Origin of the sequence: Kribbella sp. NBC_00662 (assembly GCF_041430295.1) — a bacterium.
Lineage (GTDB): Bacteria > Actinomycetota > Actinomycetes > Propionibacteriales > Kribbellaceae > Kribbella.
In genome coordinates this window covers 5,190,543-5,210,739 of sequence record NZ_CP109029.1, presented here as the reverse complement: position 1 = coordinate 5,210,739, position 20,197 = coordinate 5,190,543, and the positions used below count along the sequence as shown (strand labels likewise).

The 20,197-nt window shown below is 69.5% G+C and carries 18 protein-coding genes; 7 read left to right on the top strand and 11 right to left on the bottom strand.

Going from position 1 to position 20,197, the window contains the following annotated elements; translation table 11 throughout:
• Positions 1 to 18: 18 nt before the first annotated feature.
• Positions 19 to 384 (bottom strand): response regulator transcription factor, encoded by a 366-nt coding sequence (locus OHA10_RS26010; RefSeq protein WP_371401374.1) that lies wholly within the window; start codon positions 382 to 384, stop codon positions 19 to 21.
• 149 nt (positions 385 to 533) lie between these two features.
• Here OHA10_RS26010 and OHA10_RS26005 point away from each other — a divergent pair, with 149 nt between their 5' ends.
• Both OHA10_RS26005 and OHA10_RS26000 read left to right on the top strand, forming a co-directional pair.
• Positions 534 to 2,468, top strand: a complete 1,935-nt coding sequence (locus OHA10_RS26005) for an alpha/beta fold hydrolase (protein WP_371401373.1) — start codon at positions 534 to 536, stop codon at positions 2,466 to 2,468.
• Positions 2,469 to 2,479: 11 nt separating this feature from the next.
• Positions 2,480 to 3,403 (top strand): TolB family protein, encoded by a 924-nt coding sequence (locus OHA10_RS26000; RefSeq protein ID WP_371401372.1) that lies wholly within the window; start codon positions 2,480 to 2,482, stop codon positions 3,401 to 3,403.
• On the opposite strand, the gene OHA10_RS25995 is transcribed toward OHA10_RS26000, so the two are convergent.
• The 6 genes from OHA10_RS25995 to OHA10_RS25970 form a co-directional block, all read right to left on the bottom strand.
• Complete coding sequence (locus tag OHA10_RS25995) at positions 3,400 to 4,518, bottom strand: glycosyltransferase family 4 protein (RefSeq protein ID WP_371401371.1); 1,119 nt, start codon at positions 4,516 to 4,518, stop codon at positions 3,400 to 3,402. The two genes, OHA10_RS26000 and OHA10_RS25995, sit on opposite strands and share 4 nt — an antisense overlap.
• The gene (locus tag OHA10_RS25990; protein WP_371401370.1) at positions 4,515 to 5,759 is read right to left on the bottom strand and encodes a M48 family metallopeptidase; all 1,245 of its coding nucleotides are present in this window, start codon (positions 5,757 to 5,759) and stop codon (positions 4,515 to 4,517) included. Before OHA10_RS25990 ends, OHA10_RS25995 begins: the two co-directional genes overlap by 4 nt.
• Positions 5,752 to 7,239 carry a hypothetical protein gene (locus OHA10_RS25985; RefSeq protein WP_371401369.1) on the bottom strand — a complete coding sequence of 496 codons (1,488 nt, stop codon included), beginning with the start codon at positions 7,237 to 7,239 and terminating at the stop codon, positions 5,752 to 5,754. The genes OHA10_RS25990 and OHA10_RS25985 overlap by 8 nt, the downstream gene beginning before the upstream one ends.
• An 84-nt stretch (positions 7,240 to 7,323) precedes the next feature.
• Positions 7,324 to 8,379, bottom strand: a complete 1,056-nt coding sequence (locus OHA10_RS25980) for an NlpC/P60 family protein (RefSeq protein WP_371401368.1) — start codon at positions 8,377 to 8,379, stop codon at positions 7,324 to 7,326.
• A gap of 214 nt (positions 8,380 to 8,593) precedes the next feature.
• Positions 8,594 to 8,851, bottom strand: a complete 258-nt coding sequence (locus OHA10_RS25975) for a hypothetical protein (RefSeq protein ID WP_137254435.1) — start codon at positions 8,849 to 8,851, stop codon at positions 8,594 to 8,596.
• Between the two features lie 81 nt (positions 8,852 to 8,932).
• On the bottom strand, positions 8,933 to 10,240 hold the full coding sequence (locus OHA10_RS25970) for an NYN domain-containing protein (protein WP_371401367.1): 1,308 nt from the start codon (positions 10,238 to 10,240) through the stop codon (positions 8,933 to 8,935).
• Positions 10,241 to 10,420: 180 nt separating this feature from the next.
• On the opposite strand from OHA10_RS25970, the gene OHA10_RS25965 reads away from it, so the two are divergent.
• A complete protein-coding gene (locus OHA10_RS25965) occupies positions 10,421 to 12,214 on the top strand; it encodes a DEDD exonuclease domain-containing protein (RefSeq protein WP_371401366.1) in 1,794 nt (597 codons plus the stop codon).
• Here OHA10_RS25965 and OHA10_RS25960 read toward each other — a convergent pair.
• A complete protein-coding gene (locus OHA10_RS25960; RefSeq protein ID WP_371401365.1) occupies positions 12,211 to 12,621 on the bottom strand; it encodes a hypothetical protein in 411 nt (136 codons plus the stop codon). The two genes, OHA10_RS25965 and OHA10_RS25960, sit on opposite strands and share 4 nt — an antisense overlap.
• 84 nt (positions 12,622 to 12,705) lie before the next feature.
• Here OHA10_RS25960 and OHA10_RS25955 point away from each other — a divergent pair, with 84 nt between their 5' ends.
• From OHA10_RS25955 to OHA10_RS25940, 4 genes are all read left to right on the top strand, one after another.
• A complete protein-coding gene (locus OHA10_RS25955; RefSeq protein WP_371401364.1) occupies positions 12,706 to 13,491 on the top strand; it encodes a helix-turn-helix domain-containing protein in 786 nt (261 codons plus the stop codon).
• A gap of 45 nt (positions 13,492 to 13,536) precedes the next feature.
• Entirely contained in the window at positions 13,537 to 13,824 is a 288-nt protein-coding gene (locus tag OHA10_RS25950) for an Lrp/AsnC family transcriptional regulator (protein WP_371401363.1), read from the top strand.
• 140 nt (positions 13,825 to 13,964) lie between these two features.
• A complete protein-coding gene (locus tag OHA10_RS25945) occupies positions 13,965 to 16,166 on the top strand; it encodes a DUF2510 domain-containing protein (protein ID WP_371401362.1) in 2,202 nt (733 codons plus the stop codon).
• An 805-nt stretch (positions 16,167 to 16,971) separates the two neighbouring features.
• A complete protein-coding gene (locus tag OHA10_RS25940; protein ID WP_371401361.1) occupies positions 16,972 to 17,670 on the top strand; it encodes a hypothetical protein in 699 nt (232 codons plus the stop codon).
• Positions 17,671 to 17,715: 45 nt separating this feature from the next.
• Here OHA10_RS25940 and trpD read toward each other — a convergent pair whose 3' ends face one another.
• The 3 genes from trpD to OHA10_RS25925 are packed head-to-tail and all read right to left on the bottom strand — an operon-like array spanning position 17,716 to position 20,146.
• A complete protein-coding gene (gene trpD, locus OHA10_RS25935) occupies positions 17,716 to 18,756 on the bottom strand; it encodes an anthranilate phosphoribosyltransferase (RefSeq protein ID WP_371401360.1) in 1,041 nt (346 codons plus the stop codon).
• 7 nt (positions 18,757 to 18,763) lie between these two features.
• Entirely contained in the window at positions 18,764 to 19,183 is a 420-nt protein-coding gene (locus tag OHA10_RS25930; RefSeq protein ID WP_371401359.1) for a hypothetical protein, read from the bottom strand.
• Positions 19,184 to 19,228: 45 nt separating this feature from the next.
• A complete protein-coding gene (locus tag OHA10_RS25925) occupies positions 19,229 to 20,146 on the bottom strand; it encodes a cytochrome c oxidase assembly protein (RefSeq protein WP_371401358.1) in 918 nt (305 codons plus the stop codon).
• Positions 20,147 to 20,197: the final 51 nt, after the last annotated feature.

The window sequence follows — 20,197 nt, the reverse complement described above, 5'->3', positions numbered from 1 at the left end:
CTGATACCAGTCGCCGACTCACGGTGCCCTCGCAAGCAGGGCAGTGATTCTCGGCTCGGACAGCTCGGCCTTCGGGATGAAGCCGCGCGCCGGCGTTGCGGTCAAGCGGGTGCGGTAGTCGGATGCGTCCCGGATCGAGGTCAGGATCACCGCCGGGGCGTCCGGCTCCTCGGCCAACTGCCTGGCGACCTCGAACCCGTTCATGTCCGGCAACTGGACGTCGAGCAGCACCACGTCGGGTCGCAGCGTGCGAACAGCCGTGATCGCCGATCTGCCGTCGCCGGATTCGCCGATCACGACGAAACCCTGCGACTCCAGCATCCGGCGGGCCGAGCTCCGGAACAGGACGTGGTCGTCCACGATGAGGATCCGCGCCGCCCCCATCCCCACATCGTCAGGCCCGCCGGACCGCTCGTCAATCAGGGCCAGCCCTCAATCGCGGTCCGGTGGCCGCCCCGATGCGGTGTCCCCGCACCGGCTGATTGGCTGGCCGGCAGGCGGGGGTACGCCCCGTGCGGGAGGGGGATCCAGCCATGCCGATCATCAGAAGACGTCGCGTCCGCTCCATCGTGCTGTCGCTGACAGCTTGCATCGCGCTGCTTGCCACGGGCACTCAGCCCGCCGCACCCACACCATTTCGCACTGATCGACTCGAGCTCGGTCCGTGCGCGGACGATCCGGAGTTCCGCTGCGGCACGCTGCCGGTGCCACTCGACCGCCGGCATCCCGACGGCCGCACGGTGCCGTTGCACGTCGAGGTGTTCCCGCACACAGGTCCGGCCGACGCACCGGCCGGCGCAGTGTTCATCACCTTGGGCGGTCCCGGAGCGTCGATCAGCGCGTTCGACAAGTACGGGTACGTCGACCTGTTGTCGACGGTCGCCGAGACCCGCGACCTGGTGTTCGTCGACCAGCGCGGCGTCGGTCTGTCCGCGGCGATCGACTGCCCCGACTGGCAGCACGGCGGGCCGTTCTACACCTCGGCGGCCAAGTGCCACGACCAGCTCGGCGATACCGCGAATCTCTACAGCACAACGGATGTGGCCGACGACCTCGAGCAGGTCCGGCGCGCGCTGGCGTACGGCGACATCGATCTGGTCGGCGCGTCGTACGCCGCCAATGACATGGTCACCTACGCGACGCGCTGGAAGCAGAACGTCCGGTCGATCTCCCTCGGCGCACCGGCGCTGACCGTCGACACCGATCCCTTCTACGCCTATCAGCCGAAGCACTACCCCGCTCTCGTGAACGCCGTCTGCGGCCGCTCTCCGGCCTGCGCGGCGGCCAACCCCGACCCGGCCGCTTCGCTGGCCTGGCTGGCGGACCGGCTGCGCCGTACGCCGGTCAGCGGGGTCGGCGTCGACTCGCACGGCGTCCCGCACCGGATCACCGTGACCGAGAACCTGCTCGCGACCGCCATCATGCCGTTCAACGGCGGCAGCTTCGTCGGGCCGGGAGAGATCACCCAGGCCGCGGTGGCGCTCCAGCGTGGTGATGCCGTTCCGCTCCTGCGGCTGGCGGCGGACGTCGACCAGGCGAACGGCTTCGATGCCGGTGATCCGCGGGAGTTCTCCAACGGCCACGCGCTCGCCCGGATCTGCGTCGACCAGCCGGTGCAGTGGGACAAGGATGCGAGCCCGGCCCGGCGGCACCAGCAGTACGCAGCAGCCTTCGCGGCCGAGCCGGCGCGCTACGGACCGATCTCCAAGAGTGCCTGGGACCACGAGGGCTATCTGGGCTTCCAGCCGCTGCCATGCATCGCGTCGAGCTGGGAGGACCGGCCGAGCTACCCCAGTGGTACGAAGATTCGTGGCGTACCGGCTCTGATCGTGACGGGCGAATACGACGTCGGTATCACGCCGGAAGCCGGCAGGATCGCGTCCCGGGTCCTCGTCGGGTCGACGTACGTCGAGCTGGCGGCGGTCGGGCACGCGACGTGGTTCACGGGCTCGTGCGGGACCGTCCTGCTCCAGCGGTTCATCGAGACCCTGGCTGTCGGCGACACGTCCTGCGCTCGGACCCCGCCCGCGGGCTGGTGGATGCCCGGCAGCTTCCCGCTGACGGCAGCGGCCGCTCCTCCCGCTCGGCAGACAGCCGGTCCACCGGCCGCGACCGACGTACGCCGGCTCGCCACCGTCACCGCGGAGACCGTCATGGACGGCCTCCAGCACATCGCCTCGATCTCCGGCCTCGTCGCGGGCGGACTCCGTGGCGGCACGGTGACGTACGACGACAGCTCGCCGAGACCGTTCGTGTACGACGCGGCGCGGTTCACGCGCGATGTCTCGGTCTCCGGCTCGACCACCTGGACCCCTGATGGCATCGACGGCACGTTCACGGTACGCACTCCGGCCGGCACGACAGCGAGCGCGACAGTGCGCGGCGCCTTCACCCACCTCGGCGGGACCGTCGTGGTGACCCTGCGGCACGACAGCCGCATCCAGACCTTCGAGATCCCCGGCTACTGAAGAGGCTACCGATGAAGCGCGCACTGGCACTCTCGATCTCGTTGCTGCTGGCACTGTGTGGGTCCGCTGCCCCGTCCGCCGGCCACGGCGGCCGGATCGTGTTCAGCCGGCAACTGGACTCCGGCGGGTCGGACCTGTTCGTCGCCCGGGCGGATGGTTCGGGCGTTCGGAAGGTGGTGATTCCGGAGCTCGTCGAGGACTTCGGGTCGGCGCGGTGGTCACCGGACGGCAGCAAGTTGCTGATCTCGAACCTGCTGCGGTTCGATGCGGCCGGCGAGCTGTTGCCGTTCCGGCCGGCGACCGTGCGGCCCGACGGATCCGGCTTCCGGATGCTCGAACCACCAGGCGCGCCGGACGACCTGTTCTGCGGTGCATGGTCGCCGGACGGTAAGCGGATCCTGTGCGGATTCGGCGGCGACAAGCCCGGCGTCTTCAGCATCCGCTCGTCGGACGGTGGTCATCCGATCCGGCTGACGACGAACCCGTACGGCGCGTCCGACGTCGCGGGTGACTACTCACCCGACGGAGACAGAGCCGTGATCGTTCGGTTCCGCGGTGAGGACACCGCGTTGTTCGTGGTGGACACCGACGGCCGTCACCTACGCCAACTCACGCCGTACGGCCTTGCACAAGGACACGAGCTGGCATCCGCCAAGTGGTCGCCCGACGGTCGCACCATCCTGTTCGCGACCGCGGAAGGCGGGCTGTCCCTGATCCGGCTCCGCGATGGCAAGCTGACTCCGATCACCCTCGACGCCGGCGGCAAGGCCTACTACGCCTTCGCACCCGGATGGTCGCCGGACGGGACCCGAATCGTGATGTCGTTGACGATCGACCAGCAGGAAGACATCTACACCGCTCGTAAGGACGGAACCCAGCTGCAGCGGATCACGAACACGCCGGCCTTCGAACCGTTCGCGGATTGGGGTTTCTAGACCTCCAGGAGTTCCCGCAGTACGTCGCCGCTGCGGGCCCACGACCAATCCCGTCGTACCCACTCCCGACCGGCCGCGCCCAGCTGCCGGGCCTGGGTCTGGTCGGTGAGAAGCTCGGCGATCCGTACACCGGTCGGGGCCGGGTTGTACGGGTCGACCAGGTAGCCCGTCTCCCCGTGCCGGACGGTGTCGGCCGCTCCCCCGGAATCTCCCACGACAACCGGCTTCCCGGTCGCCGACGCCTCCAGCGTCACGATCCCCAGCGCCTCCGGCTCGAGCCCGAAACGCCTTGTCCGGCACGGCATCGCGAAGACATCGGCAGCATCGATGTACGGCGGGATGTCCGCCCACGGAACCGGGCCGGTGAACACCACCGCCTCCGACACTCCGACCGACGTCGCCAGCTCCTCGAGGTACTCGCGGTCCGGCCCGCCGCCGACCAGGAGCAGTGTGGCGCCCGGGACGGACTCGCGGACGCGCGGCCAGGACCTGATCAGCGTGTCCTGTCCCTTGCGGCGGATCAGCCGCGAGACGCACACGACCACCGGAACGCCTTCCAGACCGAGCCCCTTGCGGACCTGCTCGCCTCCACAGCCGGGAGCGAACCGGCGCGCGTCCACTCCTGGCGTGAGCCTCCGGACGCGTTGGGCGGCCGCCGGGGACAGAGCGGGAATGATCTGCTCCTCGCACCACGACGACACCGTGGTGAGCGTGTCGGCCGCATCGCCGATCCGCCGCAACGCCTGCCGAGCGCCCGGTACGCCGGCCCACCACGTCTCGTGCCCGTGCGTCATCGCCACGATCCGCCGCGCCCCCGCCCGGCGCAACGCCGACCCCATCAACCCGAGCGGGGCAGCCGCCCCGAACAGCACCCGATCCGCGTCGTACTCCCGCAGCAGTCCGACGGCCCGCTTCGTAGTACGTGCCGTCGGCAACAACATCGACGTACGGTCCCGGATCACGGGGAAGGGCAGCGCGGCGTCGTACGCCCTGTCGCCCGGCTCGCGCGAGGTGTAGACGACGACGTCCGGAAGCTCGTCGCACAAGGACCGGACGAAGGTCTCGATCCCGCCCTGGCGCGGCGGGAAGTCGTTGGTGACGACCAGCACCGTCATCGCTTGACCAGCGGCGGGACCGGGTCGCCGTTCTCGCTGCCCCAGGCGCGGCCCATCGCGATCCGCTCCGGCGGGGTCGGGTGGTCGGCGAACATCCAGTACCGCCAGCGGCTCGGGTCGAGACCGGAGATGTTCTGTACGGCCAGGTCGTGCTGCATCGCGACGAAGTTCTGCGGATCGTTCGTCAGCCGCAACGAGTGGTAGTCGGCGCGGGCCTCGATCTTCCGGCTGACCAGATTCTGCACCGGACTCGCCAGCGTCGTACCGGCGGCGATCAGCGCGACCAGGAACGCGACCCGGCGCGGATCGGCCATCCGGGGCCCGAGCAACAAGTACAGCAGCGTGATGCCGAACGCCGTACCGAGCACACCGATCAACGTTCCGTGCAGTACGTCGTCCTCGGCCGCGTGACCGAGTTCGTGCGCGACGACGAGCCGGACCTGCGCCGGCGGGGTGTCCTTGAGCAGCGTGTCGTAGACGACCAGCCGACGGGTCGAGCCGAAGCCGGAAACGTACGCGTTCAGGGCCGTCGTCCGCTTCGACGCGTCCGCGACCAGCACGTCCTTCACCGGCACGCCGTCCTGCTTGGCCAGCGCGAGGAACTCGTTGCGCTGGGCACCGGCCGGCATCGAGGTGAAGTGGTTGAACCGCGGCTCGATCAGCACCGGGTACGCGAACGAGACGCCGAGCACGAGCAGCGCCGCAGCGATTGCCCCAGGCAACCACCAGCCGTGCTGCCAGATCTTCGCGAACGCGATCAGGACGACGGCGACGACCGCGAGCCCGAGCGAGGTGATGACCCAGTTGATGCCGCGGTCCCAGACCCACAACCGCCAGTTCTCCACCGAGAGGCCGTACTTGAGGCTGACGCGCTCCGCGAGGACGTCGGTCGGGACGGTGAGCAGACTCGTGATCAGGACGACGCCGGCGACCGTCAGCGGTACGGCGACGAACCACAGCCGGACGTGCACCGCGTCGTACAGCCGTCGGCCGAGCGGGCTGAAGCCGATGACGAGCGGAACCACGATCGAGATGATCCAGGACGCCGTCGACCACGGCAGGATCTCGTGCCGAAACGCGTTCTGGCGGGCGATCTCGGCGGTCGTGAAGTCGAGTGTGGCATCGGGTTTCGGGAGATCGATCAAGTGCCACGGAGTGGTGACGGCGATGGTGAAGACCAGCGCGACGGCGAGTACGCCGCAGGCGATCCAGGGAGCCGACCGGCCGGCCGGCTCAGGCACCGGCGAGCCTCTCGAGATACTTCTGCCACTCGGCGACGAACTCGGCCTCGGTCATCCCGAGGACCGACTTGAACGCGTCCGCGAGCCCGGTCGAACTCTTCGAGGCATGCACGGTCCGGTAGAACTTCACCAGCTTCGCCTGTCCTTCACGTTCCGCGATCAGCCGGCACGCGAGCCACGCCGACTCGTAGGCCTGCGGCAGCTCGGTCGCCGATGCGGCGAACGCCTCCGGCGTCGGCAGCGTGGTCGGCACCTTCCCGGCCCGGACCGCCTTGAACAACTCCTTCGCCGCCGACTCGTCCTGGACAGGTACGGCGGTGAACGCGACGTAGTCCGCGAAGCCTTCCGCCAGCCACAAAGGCACCGGCGAAGCAGTCGCGGTCGACGCGACGTGCGTCGTCTCGTGGGTCAGCACGATCCGGCGGCCCTGCTTGCCGAGCTCCTCGAACAGCTTCGGGTTCGCCACGATCCGCACCGGCGCGCCGATGACCGGCGAGTCCAGCTCGGCGAACGTGACCGCGGCGATCTGGGTGTACGTGTTCGGCTGGGCGCCGAGGATGCCTTCCATCTGGGACTGTTTGGCGGGCAGGTAGACGATCACCTTCTGCCGCCAGTTCTTGCCCCAGACCTTGCTCACCGACTCGACCGCCTTGTCGGCGACCGGCACGTAGCTCTCCGCCTCCGACTCCGAGTCGAGGCTGACCACCAGGCTGTGATCGCCCTTGGCCACCTCGACCTTGCCGAGCGCCCAGACCGGTCGCCGCTGTCCCGCCGCGAACCGCTCCGAGAACGAGGCGGCGTACGTCGTCCCGTCGCGGGTGACGAACGTCACCGGAAGCGTCTCGCGGGCCGGCTTCACGTCGTACCCGGAGAGTTGCCAGGAGACCTCGACCTGGGCCAGCCACGACTGGGTGCCGCCGAGCTGGGTCTGCCGGTCCGGGGTGAGTGCGCCGGGGTCGTCGCTCACGTAGCGCAACTGGAACGTGCTGATCGGAAGGGTGGTCAGGTTCGAGAAGATCGTCCGGGCACTGCCCCGGAAGTCCACGGCCTTCGGGTCGATGGTGTCGAGGAACTCGGTGCGGTTGTCGTTCTCGACGGCGTCGGTCATCTTCTGCAGGACGGCCTCGCCGGCCACGGCCCGCCGTACCCCGGCCTCGGCCTGGTCCGGCGTCGCCGAGGTGGCGGGATGCGAATGCGCCGGCGAACCGTTCGGGTCGGCCGGGGCGTTGGCGACCTGCCGGAGACCGGCGTACCCGGCGCCGGCGACCAGGCAGACGGCGACACCGAGAGCGACCTTCTTCAGGATCGGTGAGAACGGCGGCCGGTTCCCGCCGTTCATCGGGCCGAGCGGCTCCTGCCGGCGGCCTTTCGGCTCCCCTGGGTCACCGGCTGACGGGATCACTGGCAGCGGCACCGTATCGCCCTGTTCGTCGATCACCTCGGCCCTTCGCTGCTCACCTGCCCCAGTCAGGCGGGACACCCGGCCTCCTCCGACATTACGTCATCAAATAGATCGGCTCCGGGGAGGGATCCCCGGAGCCGCAGAGTATGTCAAGGGGGCAGGTCAGCCCGGGCGCACCGCGGAGTTGTACGGCATCTCGTCCATCGGGGCGATCTCGACGCTCTTGCCCGGGCGCGGTGCGTGCACGATCCGGCCGTTGCCGAGGTACATCGCGACGTGGCTGACCGGGGAGTAGTAGAAGATCAGGTCGCCCGGCATCAGGTCGGACTTGCTGACCGGGCGGCCCTCACCGGTCTGCGCCTTCGACGAGTGCGACAGCGAGACGCCGGCCTTGCCCCAGGCGTACATCATCAGGCCGGAGCAGTCGTAGGAGCTCGGGCCGTCGGCACCCCACACGTACGGGTCGCCGAGCTGGGACAGAGCTGCGTTGACCGCGATCGAGGCGCGGCCGCTGGCCGGGACGTTCGGCAGGTCGGTGCTCTCCCGGTCGCCACCGCGGGTCGGGCGCTCGGCGCGAGCCTTCTCCGCCTCCTTGGCGTTCTCTTCCTCGATCCGCTTGCGGTCCGCGGCGCTGAGCTTGTCGAGCACCTTCTCGGCGTTGTCGAGGTTGGTCTGCAGTTGCTTCTTGAACGCGTCCTGCTTGGCCTGCACGGCCTGCAACGCGGACAGCTCGGTCTGCTCGCTGGCCTGCAGGTCGGTGAGCTTGCCCTGTGCGACCTGGTAGCGACGCAGCGCGGAGTTCTGCTGGCCGGCGAAGGCCTGGGCGGTGGACGCCTGGCTGAGGAACTGGTCCGGGTTCGTCGACAGCAGCAGCTGCGCCGTCGTCGAGATGCCGGAGGTCTGGTATCCGGCGACCGCGAGGGATCCGATCTGCCGCTTCACACCGTCGACCTGACCCTGCTGCTTGGCGATCGCGGCCTGCAGGGCCTTCACGCGCGCGGCGGAGGCGCTGATCTGCCCGCGGAGGTCGTTCGCCGACTCACCGGACACCTCGGCCTGGTGCTGCAGCTCGGCGACCTGCTTCTTCGCCTCCTCCAGGGTGGGCGCGGGGTCGGCGCTGGCCGCTCCCTGAATCAGGATCACTCCCGCAGCGACGGCGGTGCTGGTGATGGCGGCGAGGGCGATTCCCTTGGTGCGGTTGATGCGTCCGATGGACACAGCCCGGTCGGTCCCTTCCTCTGCTCGCGCCGTCCCCGTTGACCAGGCTCGCCGCGGACTTCACGTCCGCGGATCCGCCGGATCACTCCCTCGGCTTGCCGCTGCCCGGTCGGCCGGAGCGGCCGACACCCTGAGGCAACGAGACGTAACAGTAGTGACCGTTTCGTGACCAGTGCAATTCGCCCCTCGGGTTTGATCGAAAATTAACGAAGGATCATCCCGACCCAACGATCGTTTCGCCTTCGTCGGAAGGGGTTTGGGCAGCAGCATCGAGCTCGACACTGCTGACGGCGTGTACGAGGCGTAACGGTGGCACCAGGCCCGAATCGGCCAGTGCGTCCAGCGCGGCCATCTCGTCGTCGTCGATGCGGAGACTCCCGGACCGCTCGGCAGCGAATCCGAGCACCACCGTCACCACGCAGTCCTGGCAGCCCGGACCCTTCATCACACAGGCGTCGCAGTCGATCAGCACAACATCCTCCAAGTGGGGAAGCACCCGGACTTGCATCCGGCTAGGAAGGACGCTAGAGACGGCCGCCGACAATTTCTGTTGTCAGGTGCGGGCTATGCGTGAGATGAGGCTGGCTGCGGAGAGTGCCCGGGCGCCGAGTTTGATGATGCTGTCGGCAACTTCGCGGTCGGTCGAGACGACCACGACCGGGCGGCCCGGCGGCTCGGCGCGAACCAGTTGCCTGATCACGTCATCGGCGATCACACCGGCCGGACTGAACCGCACCCGGACGCCGCGCGGTGGATTCAGTTGCACAGGGCCCGAGAGCTCGGCGCCGTCGAAGACCACGGTGATCTCGACGCGACGCTGCGCGACCAGCGCACCCAGCGCGGTGACGAGTCGCTGACGTTGCGAATGCAGCGGCGAGTTCGGCCATGCGGTCTTCGTCACGTTGTAGCCGTCGATGATCAGGTGCACCTGCGGCAACGCCAGCAGTTCGTCGAAGAGAGCCGGGTCGTCCTCGGGCGCCGTCCGTCCGACCGGAGCCGCTTCGGGCTCCGAGCCGGCCACCGTGTCCGCCGGGCGGAGCTCTCCCCCGGGTGGCAGGGCAAGCTCACGTCGCAGCCCACTCGCCGCCTCCAGCATCGTGTCCAGCAGCAGCCGGGTCCGCGTCGAGGCGAGCTCCCGCTCCTGTCCCGCCGTACGGCGGGCCGCGTGCTCGATCGCTTCCAGCTCGGTGATCCGGGTCCGCAGCTTGCGCAGCTCCCGCTCAACTTCGGCGCGGGCGGCGTCGACGCGTTCGTCGGCGGTCTCGGCTTCCTTGGTGCGCTGCTCGAGATCGGTCTGCAGACCGGTGATCTTCTGGCGTGCTTCGTTCAGCTTGCGGCGGAGCGTGACGTTCTCGGCCTTGAGCTCGTTGACCTGTTCACGAAGGCGTTCGCGGACCTGGCGAGTCTCGGTGCGGGCCTGGTCGAGCTGATCGGCGAGCCGGTGGACGGCTTCCTCGTCGGCGCGCGGGTTCTCCACCGGTACCTGGGCGGCGGCCGCGATGTGTTGCTCCCAGTCGTCCGGGCGGAGCAGGTAGGCGAGGGCGGCGACCTCGACCGGGTCGGCCGCCGGGACCGGTACGCCGTCGGCCACGGCGTCGCCGAGCTCCGGGTGCTCCCGCCGTACCTCGAAGGCGGTCAGCTTGCGGAAGTGGTCGTCGGTCTCGAGGATCGGACCGAGCACCGAGGCGGACAGCTTGGCCCGTTTCGCCGGCGCGAAGCTGGCGAACCGGCGCAGCGGCGCCGGGATGTCGGTTGCGGGGAGCTGGCCGAGGGCGTGTGCGGCGAGGGTCAGGACGCGTTGCCGGACCGGTTCAGGCAAAGTCGTAGCGGCGGAGCTCGCGGCGGTGCCGGCCTCAGTCACCGGTCCGCAGTCCGGCTGGAACGACTACCTGGCAGCTGGTGCTCCAGTGACGCAGACCACAGCGAACGGGCGTGTGACCCCGATTCGCAGTGATCGCCTGTGTACGCATACAGAGAGCCTAGTCGACTCGCAGGCGTGTCACCTGCGGAATTGTCGGTGGCGGCTCTTAGCGTCGTGACCATGACCAGCCCAGGGCATGCGCAGGCCTCGGATCCAGTCACGCCGATCCGCGGTGTGCAGCACAGTTTCGACGACCTGGGCACACCGCTGCGCGACATCACGTTCTGCGTGGTCGACCTGGAGACGACGGGCAATCCGCCCGGTGAGGGTGGCATCACCGAGATCGGCGCGGTGAAGGTGCGGGCCGGTGAGGTGGTCGGCGAGTTCCAGACGTTGGTCAACCCATCGGAGGCGATCCCGCCGTTCATCGCCGTCCTGACCGGCATCACGAACTCGATGGTTGCCACGTCACCGCGGATCGAGTCGGTGCTGCCGGCGTTCCTGGAGTTCGCGCACGGGTGCGTGATGGTCGCGCACAACGCGCCGTTCGACATGGGCTTCCTCAAGCACGAGAGCCTCGTCCACGGGTACGACTGGCCCGACTTCGCCGTCGTCGACACCGCGCTGCTGGCGCGGCGCGTGATCACCCCCGACGAGGCGCCGAACTGCAAGCTCGGGACGCTGGCCAAACTGTTCCGCACGACCACGACCCCGAACCACCGGGCCCTGTCCGACGCGCGCGCGACGGTCGACGTGCTGCACGGTTTGTTCGAGCGGGTCGGCTCGTTGGGCGTGCAAACGTTGGAGGACCTGCAGACGTACTCGTCGCGGGTCGCGCCGGCCGTCCGGGCCAAGCGCCACCTGGCCGAAACGTTGCCGCACGCACCGGGTGTGTACCTGTTCACCGACGACCGCGGCGAGGTGCTGTACGTCGGGAAGTCCAAGGACCTGCGCACCCGCGTCCGGTCGTACTTCACCGCCTCCGAGACCCGCAACCGGATCGGCGAGATGGTCGGCATCGCGACCGGCGTCCGCGGGATCGAGTGCGGGACGCCGCTGGAGGCCGAAGTACGCGAGCTGCGGCTGATCGCGGAGCACAAGCCGCGGTACAACCGGCGGTCGAAGTTCCCCGAGCGGCAGCATTGGCTGAAGGTCACGGTCGAGCCGTTTCCGCGCCTGTCGCTGGTCAAACAGGTGCGCGACGACGACGCCGGGTACCTCGGGCCGTTCAGCTCGCGGAAGACGGCCGAGCGGGCGATGGCCGCGCTGCACGAGGCGTTCCCGATCCGGCAGTGCACCGCGCGGATGTCGAAACACCCGTCGTTGTCGCCGTGTGTGCTGGCCGAGATGGGGCGGTGTGTCGCGCCCTGCGACGGGCGGATCTCGATGGATTCGTACGGCGAATTCGTGGCCGGGCTGCGGACTGCGCTGACCGTGGATCCGACTCCGGTCGTCGAGGCGCTGGACCGGCGGATCGACCTGTTGTCGGCGGACGAGCGGTTCGAGGACGCCGCCGTACATCGCGATCGGTTGAGCGCGTTCGTGCGGAGTTCGGCGCGGATGCAGCGGATGGCGTCGGTGACCGGGTGCGCGGAGATCTGCGCGGCCCGGCGGACCGAGGACGGCGGCTGGGAGCTGCACGTGATCCGCCGTGGCCGGCTCGCGGCGGCCGGATTCACGCCGCGGGGCACGGACCCGCGGCCGCATCTGGAGATGCTTCGTGCATCGGCCGAGACCGTGCTCCCCGGCATCGGCCCGGTCGCCGCGGCGTCGCCGGAAGAGATCGAGCTGATCCTGCGCTGGCTCGAGCTCCCCGGCATCCGCCTGGTCGAGATGGACGGCACCTGGACCTGCCCGGTCAGCGGCGCCGGCCGGCACCTCACCCGCCTCGACAACTCCCACTCCGACGCCCACCACCACCCCACCGAACGCCGCCGGCACCTGCGTCCGCTCGGACCTGCCCGCGTCGGTTAGACCTCGACGAACTGGTAGTCGGTCAGGATTCGGCCGTCGGGGGCGAGCAGGAGCAGATCGATGCCGATGGCAAGTGCCTCTCCGCCGCCGGCCGGGACCATCGCCCAGCGGAGCTTGACCAGGTCGCGGAGTGCGGCCGGCTCGCCGTGCGGGACGAATTCGTACTGCCCGGGCGCGACGAACTCGTCGTACGCCCGGGTGACCCGACGGACGAGCTCGTCGTGGCCGCGAGCCTCGAGGGTTGCGGTGACGCCGATCTCGGTCGCGCGCTTGACGATCTCTGCAGGCGGCTCGAGGAGGTGTACGCCGTCCTCCGTCCACAGCTCCTCGATCGTCTTCCGGCGGGCGTCGGCATCGGGCTCGTTCCAGACTGCTACATAGCGGGTTGCAAGGTCTTTGCTGTTCATGGCGACGACCTTGCCGGGAGGCGTTGTGCACCGACAATTCCCTGCTGGGTATGGATTGTCGGTGGCATGGGTTAGAACTGCGGCATGGCATCAGAGTTGTCCGCAGGGCTGCGGTCGTGGCGGACCCGGCGACGAGTGAGTCAGCTCGAGCTGGCGATCCGCGCGGGGACGACCCAGCGGCACGTCAGCTTCATCGAGAGCGGCCGGTCGTCGCCGGGGCGCGAGATGGTCATCCGGCTCGCCGAGTCGCTCCAGGTCCCGCTGCGCGAACGGAACGCGTTGCTGCTCGCCGGCGGATACGCACCGGCGTACGACGAGACGCCGTACGCCGCGCCCGGGCTCGAGGCGATCCGGACCGCGCTGACCACGATCCTCGAGGGTCACCGCCCGTATCCGGCCGTCGTCGTCGACCGCATCGGCAACCTGGTCCGCGCCAATCACGCGTTCGACGTCCTCACGGCCGACGCGGCGGCGCATCTGCTGACGCCGCCCGTCAACCTCCCCCGGCTGCTGCTGGATCCTGCCGGACTGGCTCCCCGGATCGTCAACCTCGCCCAGTGGTCCTGGCACGTGATCGACGCGCTGACCCGCGAGGCCGCACAGTACCCGTCGCCGTCGTCGGATGCTCTCATCCAAGAGCTCATCGCGGTGATCCCGCCTCGGCCGGCTCCGGACCACCTGGGTCTCGCCGTCCCGCTCCAGCTCCGCTCGCCCGACGGTGACCTGCATCTCGTCACCACGCTGACCAGGTTCGGTACGGCGATTGACGTGACGGTGTCGGAGCTGCGGATGGAGGCGTTCCTGCCCGCGGACGAACCGACGGCGAGGGCGTTGCGGGGCCTCGATCCCACTATGCTTCAGCGGGTCTAGGTGTGCTGAATGTTTGCTGAGTGTGAGTTCTGAGGAGAGGACGGCATGGTCACCGCGATCGTGTTCATCAAGGCCGACGTCGCACGGATCCCGGAAGTCGCCGAGCAGGTGGCGGCGATCGAGGGCGTCAGCGAGGTGTACTCCGTCACCGGCGGGCTCGACCTGATCGCGCTCGTCCGGGTCGCGCGGCACGACGACCTGGCCACGGTCATCCCCGAGCACGTCAACCGGGTGCCCGGCGTACTCAGCACCGAGACGCACATCGCGTTCCGCGCGTACTCCAGCCACGACCTGGAGGCGGCGTTCAGCCTCGGCGAAGAGGACGGTGTCTGAGCCGGTCCGATCGGTCCGACTGACACGAGCTGAAGTTACGGTGAACACATGAACGTCCGGGGCCAGTTCCGTGCCGACAACGGCGTACTTCGTGCGTTTGCGCGTCGTCCGTTCGCGCCGACCGCCGAGCGAGGGCGCGGATGAGCAACCCGCCCGCCGGCTGGTATCCCGACCCCACCGGCCAGCCGAACACCATCCGCTTCTGGAACGGCGAGAAGTGGACCAACCAGACCGAGATCGAGCAGGAAGCCATTGCCGAGCCCGCAGAACCGGTCCAGCACGAGCCGGTGCAGCACGAGCCGGTTCGGCAGGAGGCGGTTGCGGGTGAGGCGGCTGGTCCTGGGCTGCGTTCGGTACAGGAGTCGGTGCAGGAGTCGGTGCAGGAGTCGGTGCAGGAGTCGGTGCAGGAGGCTCAGCACGAGCAGCCGGAGGCTGTCGACTGGTGGCAGCCGACGCCGACTCCGCAGCTCTGGGACCTCGAGCCGGCCGACGGTACGCAGACGAACGGCGGACCACGCCTGCGCGCGGTGACTCCGGACGAGCCCGCCCAGACTCCCGAGCCCAGTGCGGCCGAGCGTGCCCGGGCGACCTGGGGCGCGCCGGAGATCGCGCCCGCTCCCCCGGAGCACTGGACACAGCGCGAGGTCACGGACGAGGAGCTCGCGGCAGAGCAGGGTACGACGGCTGCCGGCGTACCGACTGTGCAGGCCGAGGAACCGGCCGGCAGCTGGACCTTGAAGCTCGCTCCCTCGCCGAACGAGACCACCGACGCCGGTCAGGTCGCCGAGCCGACCGAGGGCTGGTCGGACGTCAGCTTCACCGAGCAGCCGAGGTTCGCACCGACGCCGAAGGAGGAGGCTCAGCCCGGCGTGCCGGTTGCGGACGCTGACGTGAGTGACGACCCGGAGGTTCAGGCTGCGGACGCCGCCGAGGTGGCGGCGCAGCTGCAGCCGGACTGGGGCAGCCAGGCCGAGGACCCGGACGACCAGCAGTCGAGCGACCAGCCGTCGTGGGGTGTCGAGGCCAGCGACGAAGTGGACCTGCAGACACCGGACCGTCCCGCCGCGCCGCTGTGGACCATGCCGGACGCCGACGACGCCACGCAGGAACAGCCTGTCCCGGTCCAGCTCTGGGGCGACCAGCCCACACAACAGCAGCATGCGATGCAGGAGTCGGGGCCGTGGAGTCCACAGGCGACTGCCGAGACGCAGAACTGGCAACAGAACGGACAAGAGAACGGTCAGCCGACCGCCGACCAGCAATGGGGCGGGCAGAGCTGGCCCGTGCAACAGGCCGGCGACCAGCAGTCCGGCAACGGCTGGGGTCCCGAGCCGAGCTGGGGCGAGAGCCAGCAGAACCACGCACCTGTGCAGCAGAACGGCCCCCAGCCCTGGGGCAACGGGCCGGCCGAACAGCAGCAGCGGGGTGTCCAGCAGAACGCCGGCCAGCACGGCGGCGTACAACAGGGCGGCGTACAGCAGGGCGGCGTACAGCAGGGCGGCGTACAGCAGGCGTGGGGTGAACAGCAGACGCCGCGAGCCTGGGGTGAGGACGAGAACGAGGCCTGGGGCGGGCAGACCGACCTGAGCACCGGCGTCGGGACCAAGAAGTCGAAGGGCTCCGGCGGCGGCCGGTCCGGCGCCAAGCTGCCGTTGATCGTCGGCGGCGGCGTCGCACTGGTGCTGCTGATCGTCCTGGCGGTCGTACTCATCACCGGCGGAGGCGACGACAAGAAGGCCGACCCGAACCCGACCGGTACGCCGACGCAGTCGACCGGCTCGCCGACGAACCAGAGCACCACCAAGCCGGGCCAGTCCAAGAACCCGAAGCTGCACGAGGGCATCGGCCGGATCTCGTCGGACGCGATCTCGTTCCCGCGCCGGAACCCGCCGTGGTCGGACCGCAAGCGTCTGGTCCAGCAGTTGCTCAACTCCAGCGGGCAGCACATCGTCCTGCAGGAGAACGTCAACGGCGCCGACGACTGGACCGCGGACATCTTCGTCGGCGGGCTCGGTACCGGGTCGGGCTTCAACGGCGACCCGAAGGCGACCGCGGCGACGCTGTCGGGGCAGCTGCGGACGACCATGTACGGGTCGATCCCGGCGACGTACCGGACGGTCGCGAACGGCGCCGTGAAGCGGACCAACAAGTCGGGCTGGTTCTACCAGCAAACCGTGACCGCGAAGTCGGCCGCAGTGACCGATCGGGTGCTTACGCTGACGGTTGCCGTGTTCGACCTCGGTGACGGTACAGCGGTCGCGTACATCAGCGGCATCCCCAACAACCGCCCAGATCTGAAGGCGGCCGAGAGCCAGGCCTACAAGGGAATCAACGTTGGCTGAGAACGAAGACCAGACCCCGCCCCGCACCGGCGACGGCGCCCCACCCGCAGTACCCACACCTGGCGACCCTGGCGAGACCGCCAACCCGTGGACCCAGCCTGCGCAGAACACCCCGGAGCGCCCGTCCAACTCCTCGGACGCCCTCTTCGGCCAGTCCCCCGCCCCCGCGCCACCACCTCCACCCCCTGCCCGCCCCCAACACGCGGCCCCCACAAACCCAGGCTGGCAACTACCCACCCAGCCGCCGGCAAGCGCACCGCAGCCAGGCGGCGGGATGTGGGGCGCCCAGCCACCTACCCAACAGCCGGTGCCGCAGCAACCGAACCCCCAACGCCCAGGCCCACAACACGCAGCCCCACCCCGCGCCCCACAACCCCTCAACCAGCCGCCGCAGCACCCCGGCCCAGCCCAGCCAGGCCCGAGCCAGGCCGGTCCGGCTCACGCTGGTCCGGCTCGCCCCCGGCAACCACAGCCAGGGCAAACAGGTCCTCAGCAGCCGCCTGTTGGGCAGCAGGGTGGGCAGATGTGGGGGCCACCGCAGGGTGGGCCGGTGCGTGGGCCGCGGCAGGTCGGGTGGCAGACGCAAGCTACTGGGCCTCAGCACGGGCAGCACGCCGGGCAGCCGCAGCAGTCCGGTGGCGCTGGGCAACCGTCGCTCGGCCAGACGATCTCGCGTGCAGCCGGACAAGGCGCCGGAGCACACGCCGCCGGGCGTGCAGGTGGCTTGCACGTTCGTGGTGGGCGGTTGCCTGGTGGGAATGGGGAGGGCCCGGGTGGGCTGCCTGGGATTAGTGGGCGGGCTCGGATGGTTGGGGCGATTGTGCTGGTGGTGGCTGCGCTTGCCACGACCGGATTGAGCGTGGGGTGGATCTGGTCGAAGGCGGACGCCGTCAGCCCGGTCGCACTGCCCTCGGGTGGTACGCCGATCGACACCGTCAGCCCGTCGGTCAAGCCCTCGCCGACGCCGACGCCGTACGGCAAGGTGCTCGGGACCGTGATGGTTGCCTCGAACAACGACACGATGCCGATCATGAGCTCCGCCTGGGGCAACTACGGCGAGACCACCGGCCTGTGGGGCGGCGCCGCGATCTGGCTCACCGTGCACAAGAACTACAACGGCAAGGGTGCGAGTTGGGGCAACTACACCGCCTTCGGCCAGCTCCCACCGGACATCCCGTACAAGAACACCGCGGCCGGCCTGAAGGAGGCCGCGGTACAGATCGGCTCGCGCGCGATCATCGCCCTGTACGACAAGGACGCACAGGTGATGAAGGGCACCACCCACAAGGCGATCACGGTCAACGGCCACCCGGGCCACGAGATCGTTGCCAAGGTCGTGGTCAAGGTGCCGAAGCTGGCCGAGACGTACTCGACCGTGATGATCGCCGTGATCGACCGCGGCGACGGTACGGCGGACGTGGCGATCGCCGACATCGCCGGCTCGACCCCCGCCTGGCAGAACGTCTGGCGCTACAAGGTCAGCCAGATCGCGATCAACAAATGACGAAAGGGCCGGCGGGACACCCCGCCGGCCCTTCCTCAAAAGACCTCAGCGCACGGAAGCGCAGGCCGCGATCCACCGGTCCAGCACGTCCTTCGCGGCTCCGGAGTCGATCGCCTCGGCCGCCCTGTCCATCCCGGCCCGGATCCGCGTCGTCACCGATCCCTCTTCCGGCGTGTACGCCGCGAGCGCGGCCCCGGCGTTCAGCAGTACGACGTCCCGCACCGCTCCCGGCTCGCCGTCGACCAGCGCCCGGACGACCTTCGCGTTGTACGTCGCGTCGGCGCCCTTCAACGCATCCGCCGACACCGGCTCGATCCCCAGCTCGCGCGGATCGAGCGTGACCGGACCCTCGACCTTCCCGCCGCCGACGACCCACACCTGCGACGTCGTCCGCGTGGTCAGTTCGTCGAGCCCGTCGTCGCCGTGAAACACCAGCGCATCGATCCCGCGCCGCGCGAGGACGCCGGCCATCAGCCCGGCCACCCGGCCGTCCGCGACCCCGACCGCCTGCGCGGACGGGTCGCCCGGATTCGCCAGCGGGCCGAGCAGGTTGAACGTCGTCGGTACGCCGAGCTCGCGCCGCGGGACCGCCGCGTTCCGCAGGGCAGGATGGAACGCCGCCGCGAAGCAGAACGTGATCCCGACCTGCTCCCCCACCTCGGCCACCTGCGGCCCGGTGAGGTCGAGCGGGATCCCCAGCTCCTCGAGTACGTCGGCGGCACCGCACGCGGACGAGGCCGCGCGGTTGCCGTGCTTCACGACCTTCGCCCCGGCGCCGGCCGCGACGATCGCCGACATCGTGCTGATGTTCACTGTGTGGGCTTGATCACCGCCGGTGCCGACGACGTCGAGGGTCCGGCCGGACACGGAGATCCGGGTGGCGAAGTCGCGCATGGTCGCGACCAGGCCCTCGACCTCCGTGACCGTCTCGCCCTTGGACCGCAGCCCGATCACGAACCCGGCCAGCTGCGCCGGTGTCGCCGCGCCCGACAGGATCTGCTCCATCGCCCACGCAGTGGCGGAGGCCTCGAGGTCCTCATGCCGCAACAGCGGCCCGAGAACCTGTGGCCAGGTGTAGGCGGCCATCAGGCGATCAGGCGGTGGTGGCGGGAAGCTTGGCCAGGCGCCGGCGCAGCAGGTCCGCGGTGACCTCGGCCATCCGGACCGGGTCGATCGGGTGCGAGACCGCGCCCTCGGCCCGCGACCAGGTCGCCAGCCACGCGTCCTGCGGACGGCCGGTGAGGACCAGGATCGGCGGGCACTGGAAGATCTCGTCCTTCAACTGCCGGGCGATGCCAAGGCCGCCGGCCGGGACCGCTTCGCCGTCCAGGATGGCGAGGTCGATCCCACCCTTGTCCATGGTCTTGATCACGGCCGGCTCGGTGGCGCACTCGACGTACTCCAGCTCGGGCAGATCGGCCGCCGGACGCTTGCCGAGGGCCAGCCGGACGGACTCCCGCGTCGTACGGTCGTCGCTGTAGAGCAGCACCTTCAGCGGACGCTCTGAACTCATCGATCCATCCCAAGCTTGTTCAAAGAAGACTGGACAACCGGAATGCTACCGGGGCGACTGTTCGGCCCGGCGAGCCTGTTCCTCCAACCGGTCCAGGCGCCGGTCCTCGCGGCGTGCCTCACGCTGCGACTCCCGCACCCACTGGACGAACAGTACGGCGAAGAACACCACGCCGACGAGGTCGCCCGAACCCCACAACAGACCGCCCGCGATGTACTGGTCACGCAGCGGCGACGGCGGCCAGGACCGGCCGAAGCTGGTGTACCAGTCCTCGGCGATCAGCTTGTTGGCCGACATGATCGTGATGCCGAGGAACGCGTGGAACGGCAGCGTCAGGAACGTCAGCATCAGCCGGAACGGGTAGATCACCCGGCCGGGCACCGGGTCCAGCCCGAGCAGCGGCCAGAAGAACAGCGAGCCGACCAGGATGAAGTGCAGGTGCAACAGGTCGTGCAGTACGGCGGAGTGCAGCGTGGCGTCGTACCAGCCGCTGAAGTACAACGCCCACGGGCTCAGGACGAACAGCGTGAAGCCGATCAGCGGGAAGCACAGCACCTTGGCGATCCGGGAGTGCAACACGGAGAGCAACCACTTCCGCGGCCGCGCCGGCAGTGTCCGGAGCGCCAGCGTGATCGGCGCGCCGAGCGCCATCATCAGCGGCGTCAGCATCGACAGGATCATGTGCTGAACCATGTGCACGCTGATCAGGACCGTGTCGTACGTGCCGAGCGCCGACTGCGTGGCGATCACGGCACTCCCCAGCCCGAGCCCGACGAACGAGAACGTCCGCGCCCGGGACCATTTGTCGCCGCGTTTGCGCAGCTTGTGGACGCCGTACAGGTAGAGCCCGCCGAGGACGACGATCACGCCGAGTAACACCGGCTCGAAGGTCCATGCCGTCAGCAACCGGACCGGTGTCAAAGGCTCGATCTGGTCGCCGGGCGTGGCGTGGAGGGGAAGCACGCTTCAACAGTAGAAACGTCTGGTTCACGACATGCACGGGGGTGGTCGTAG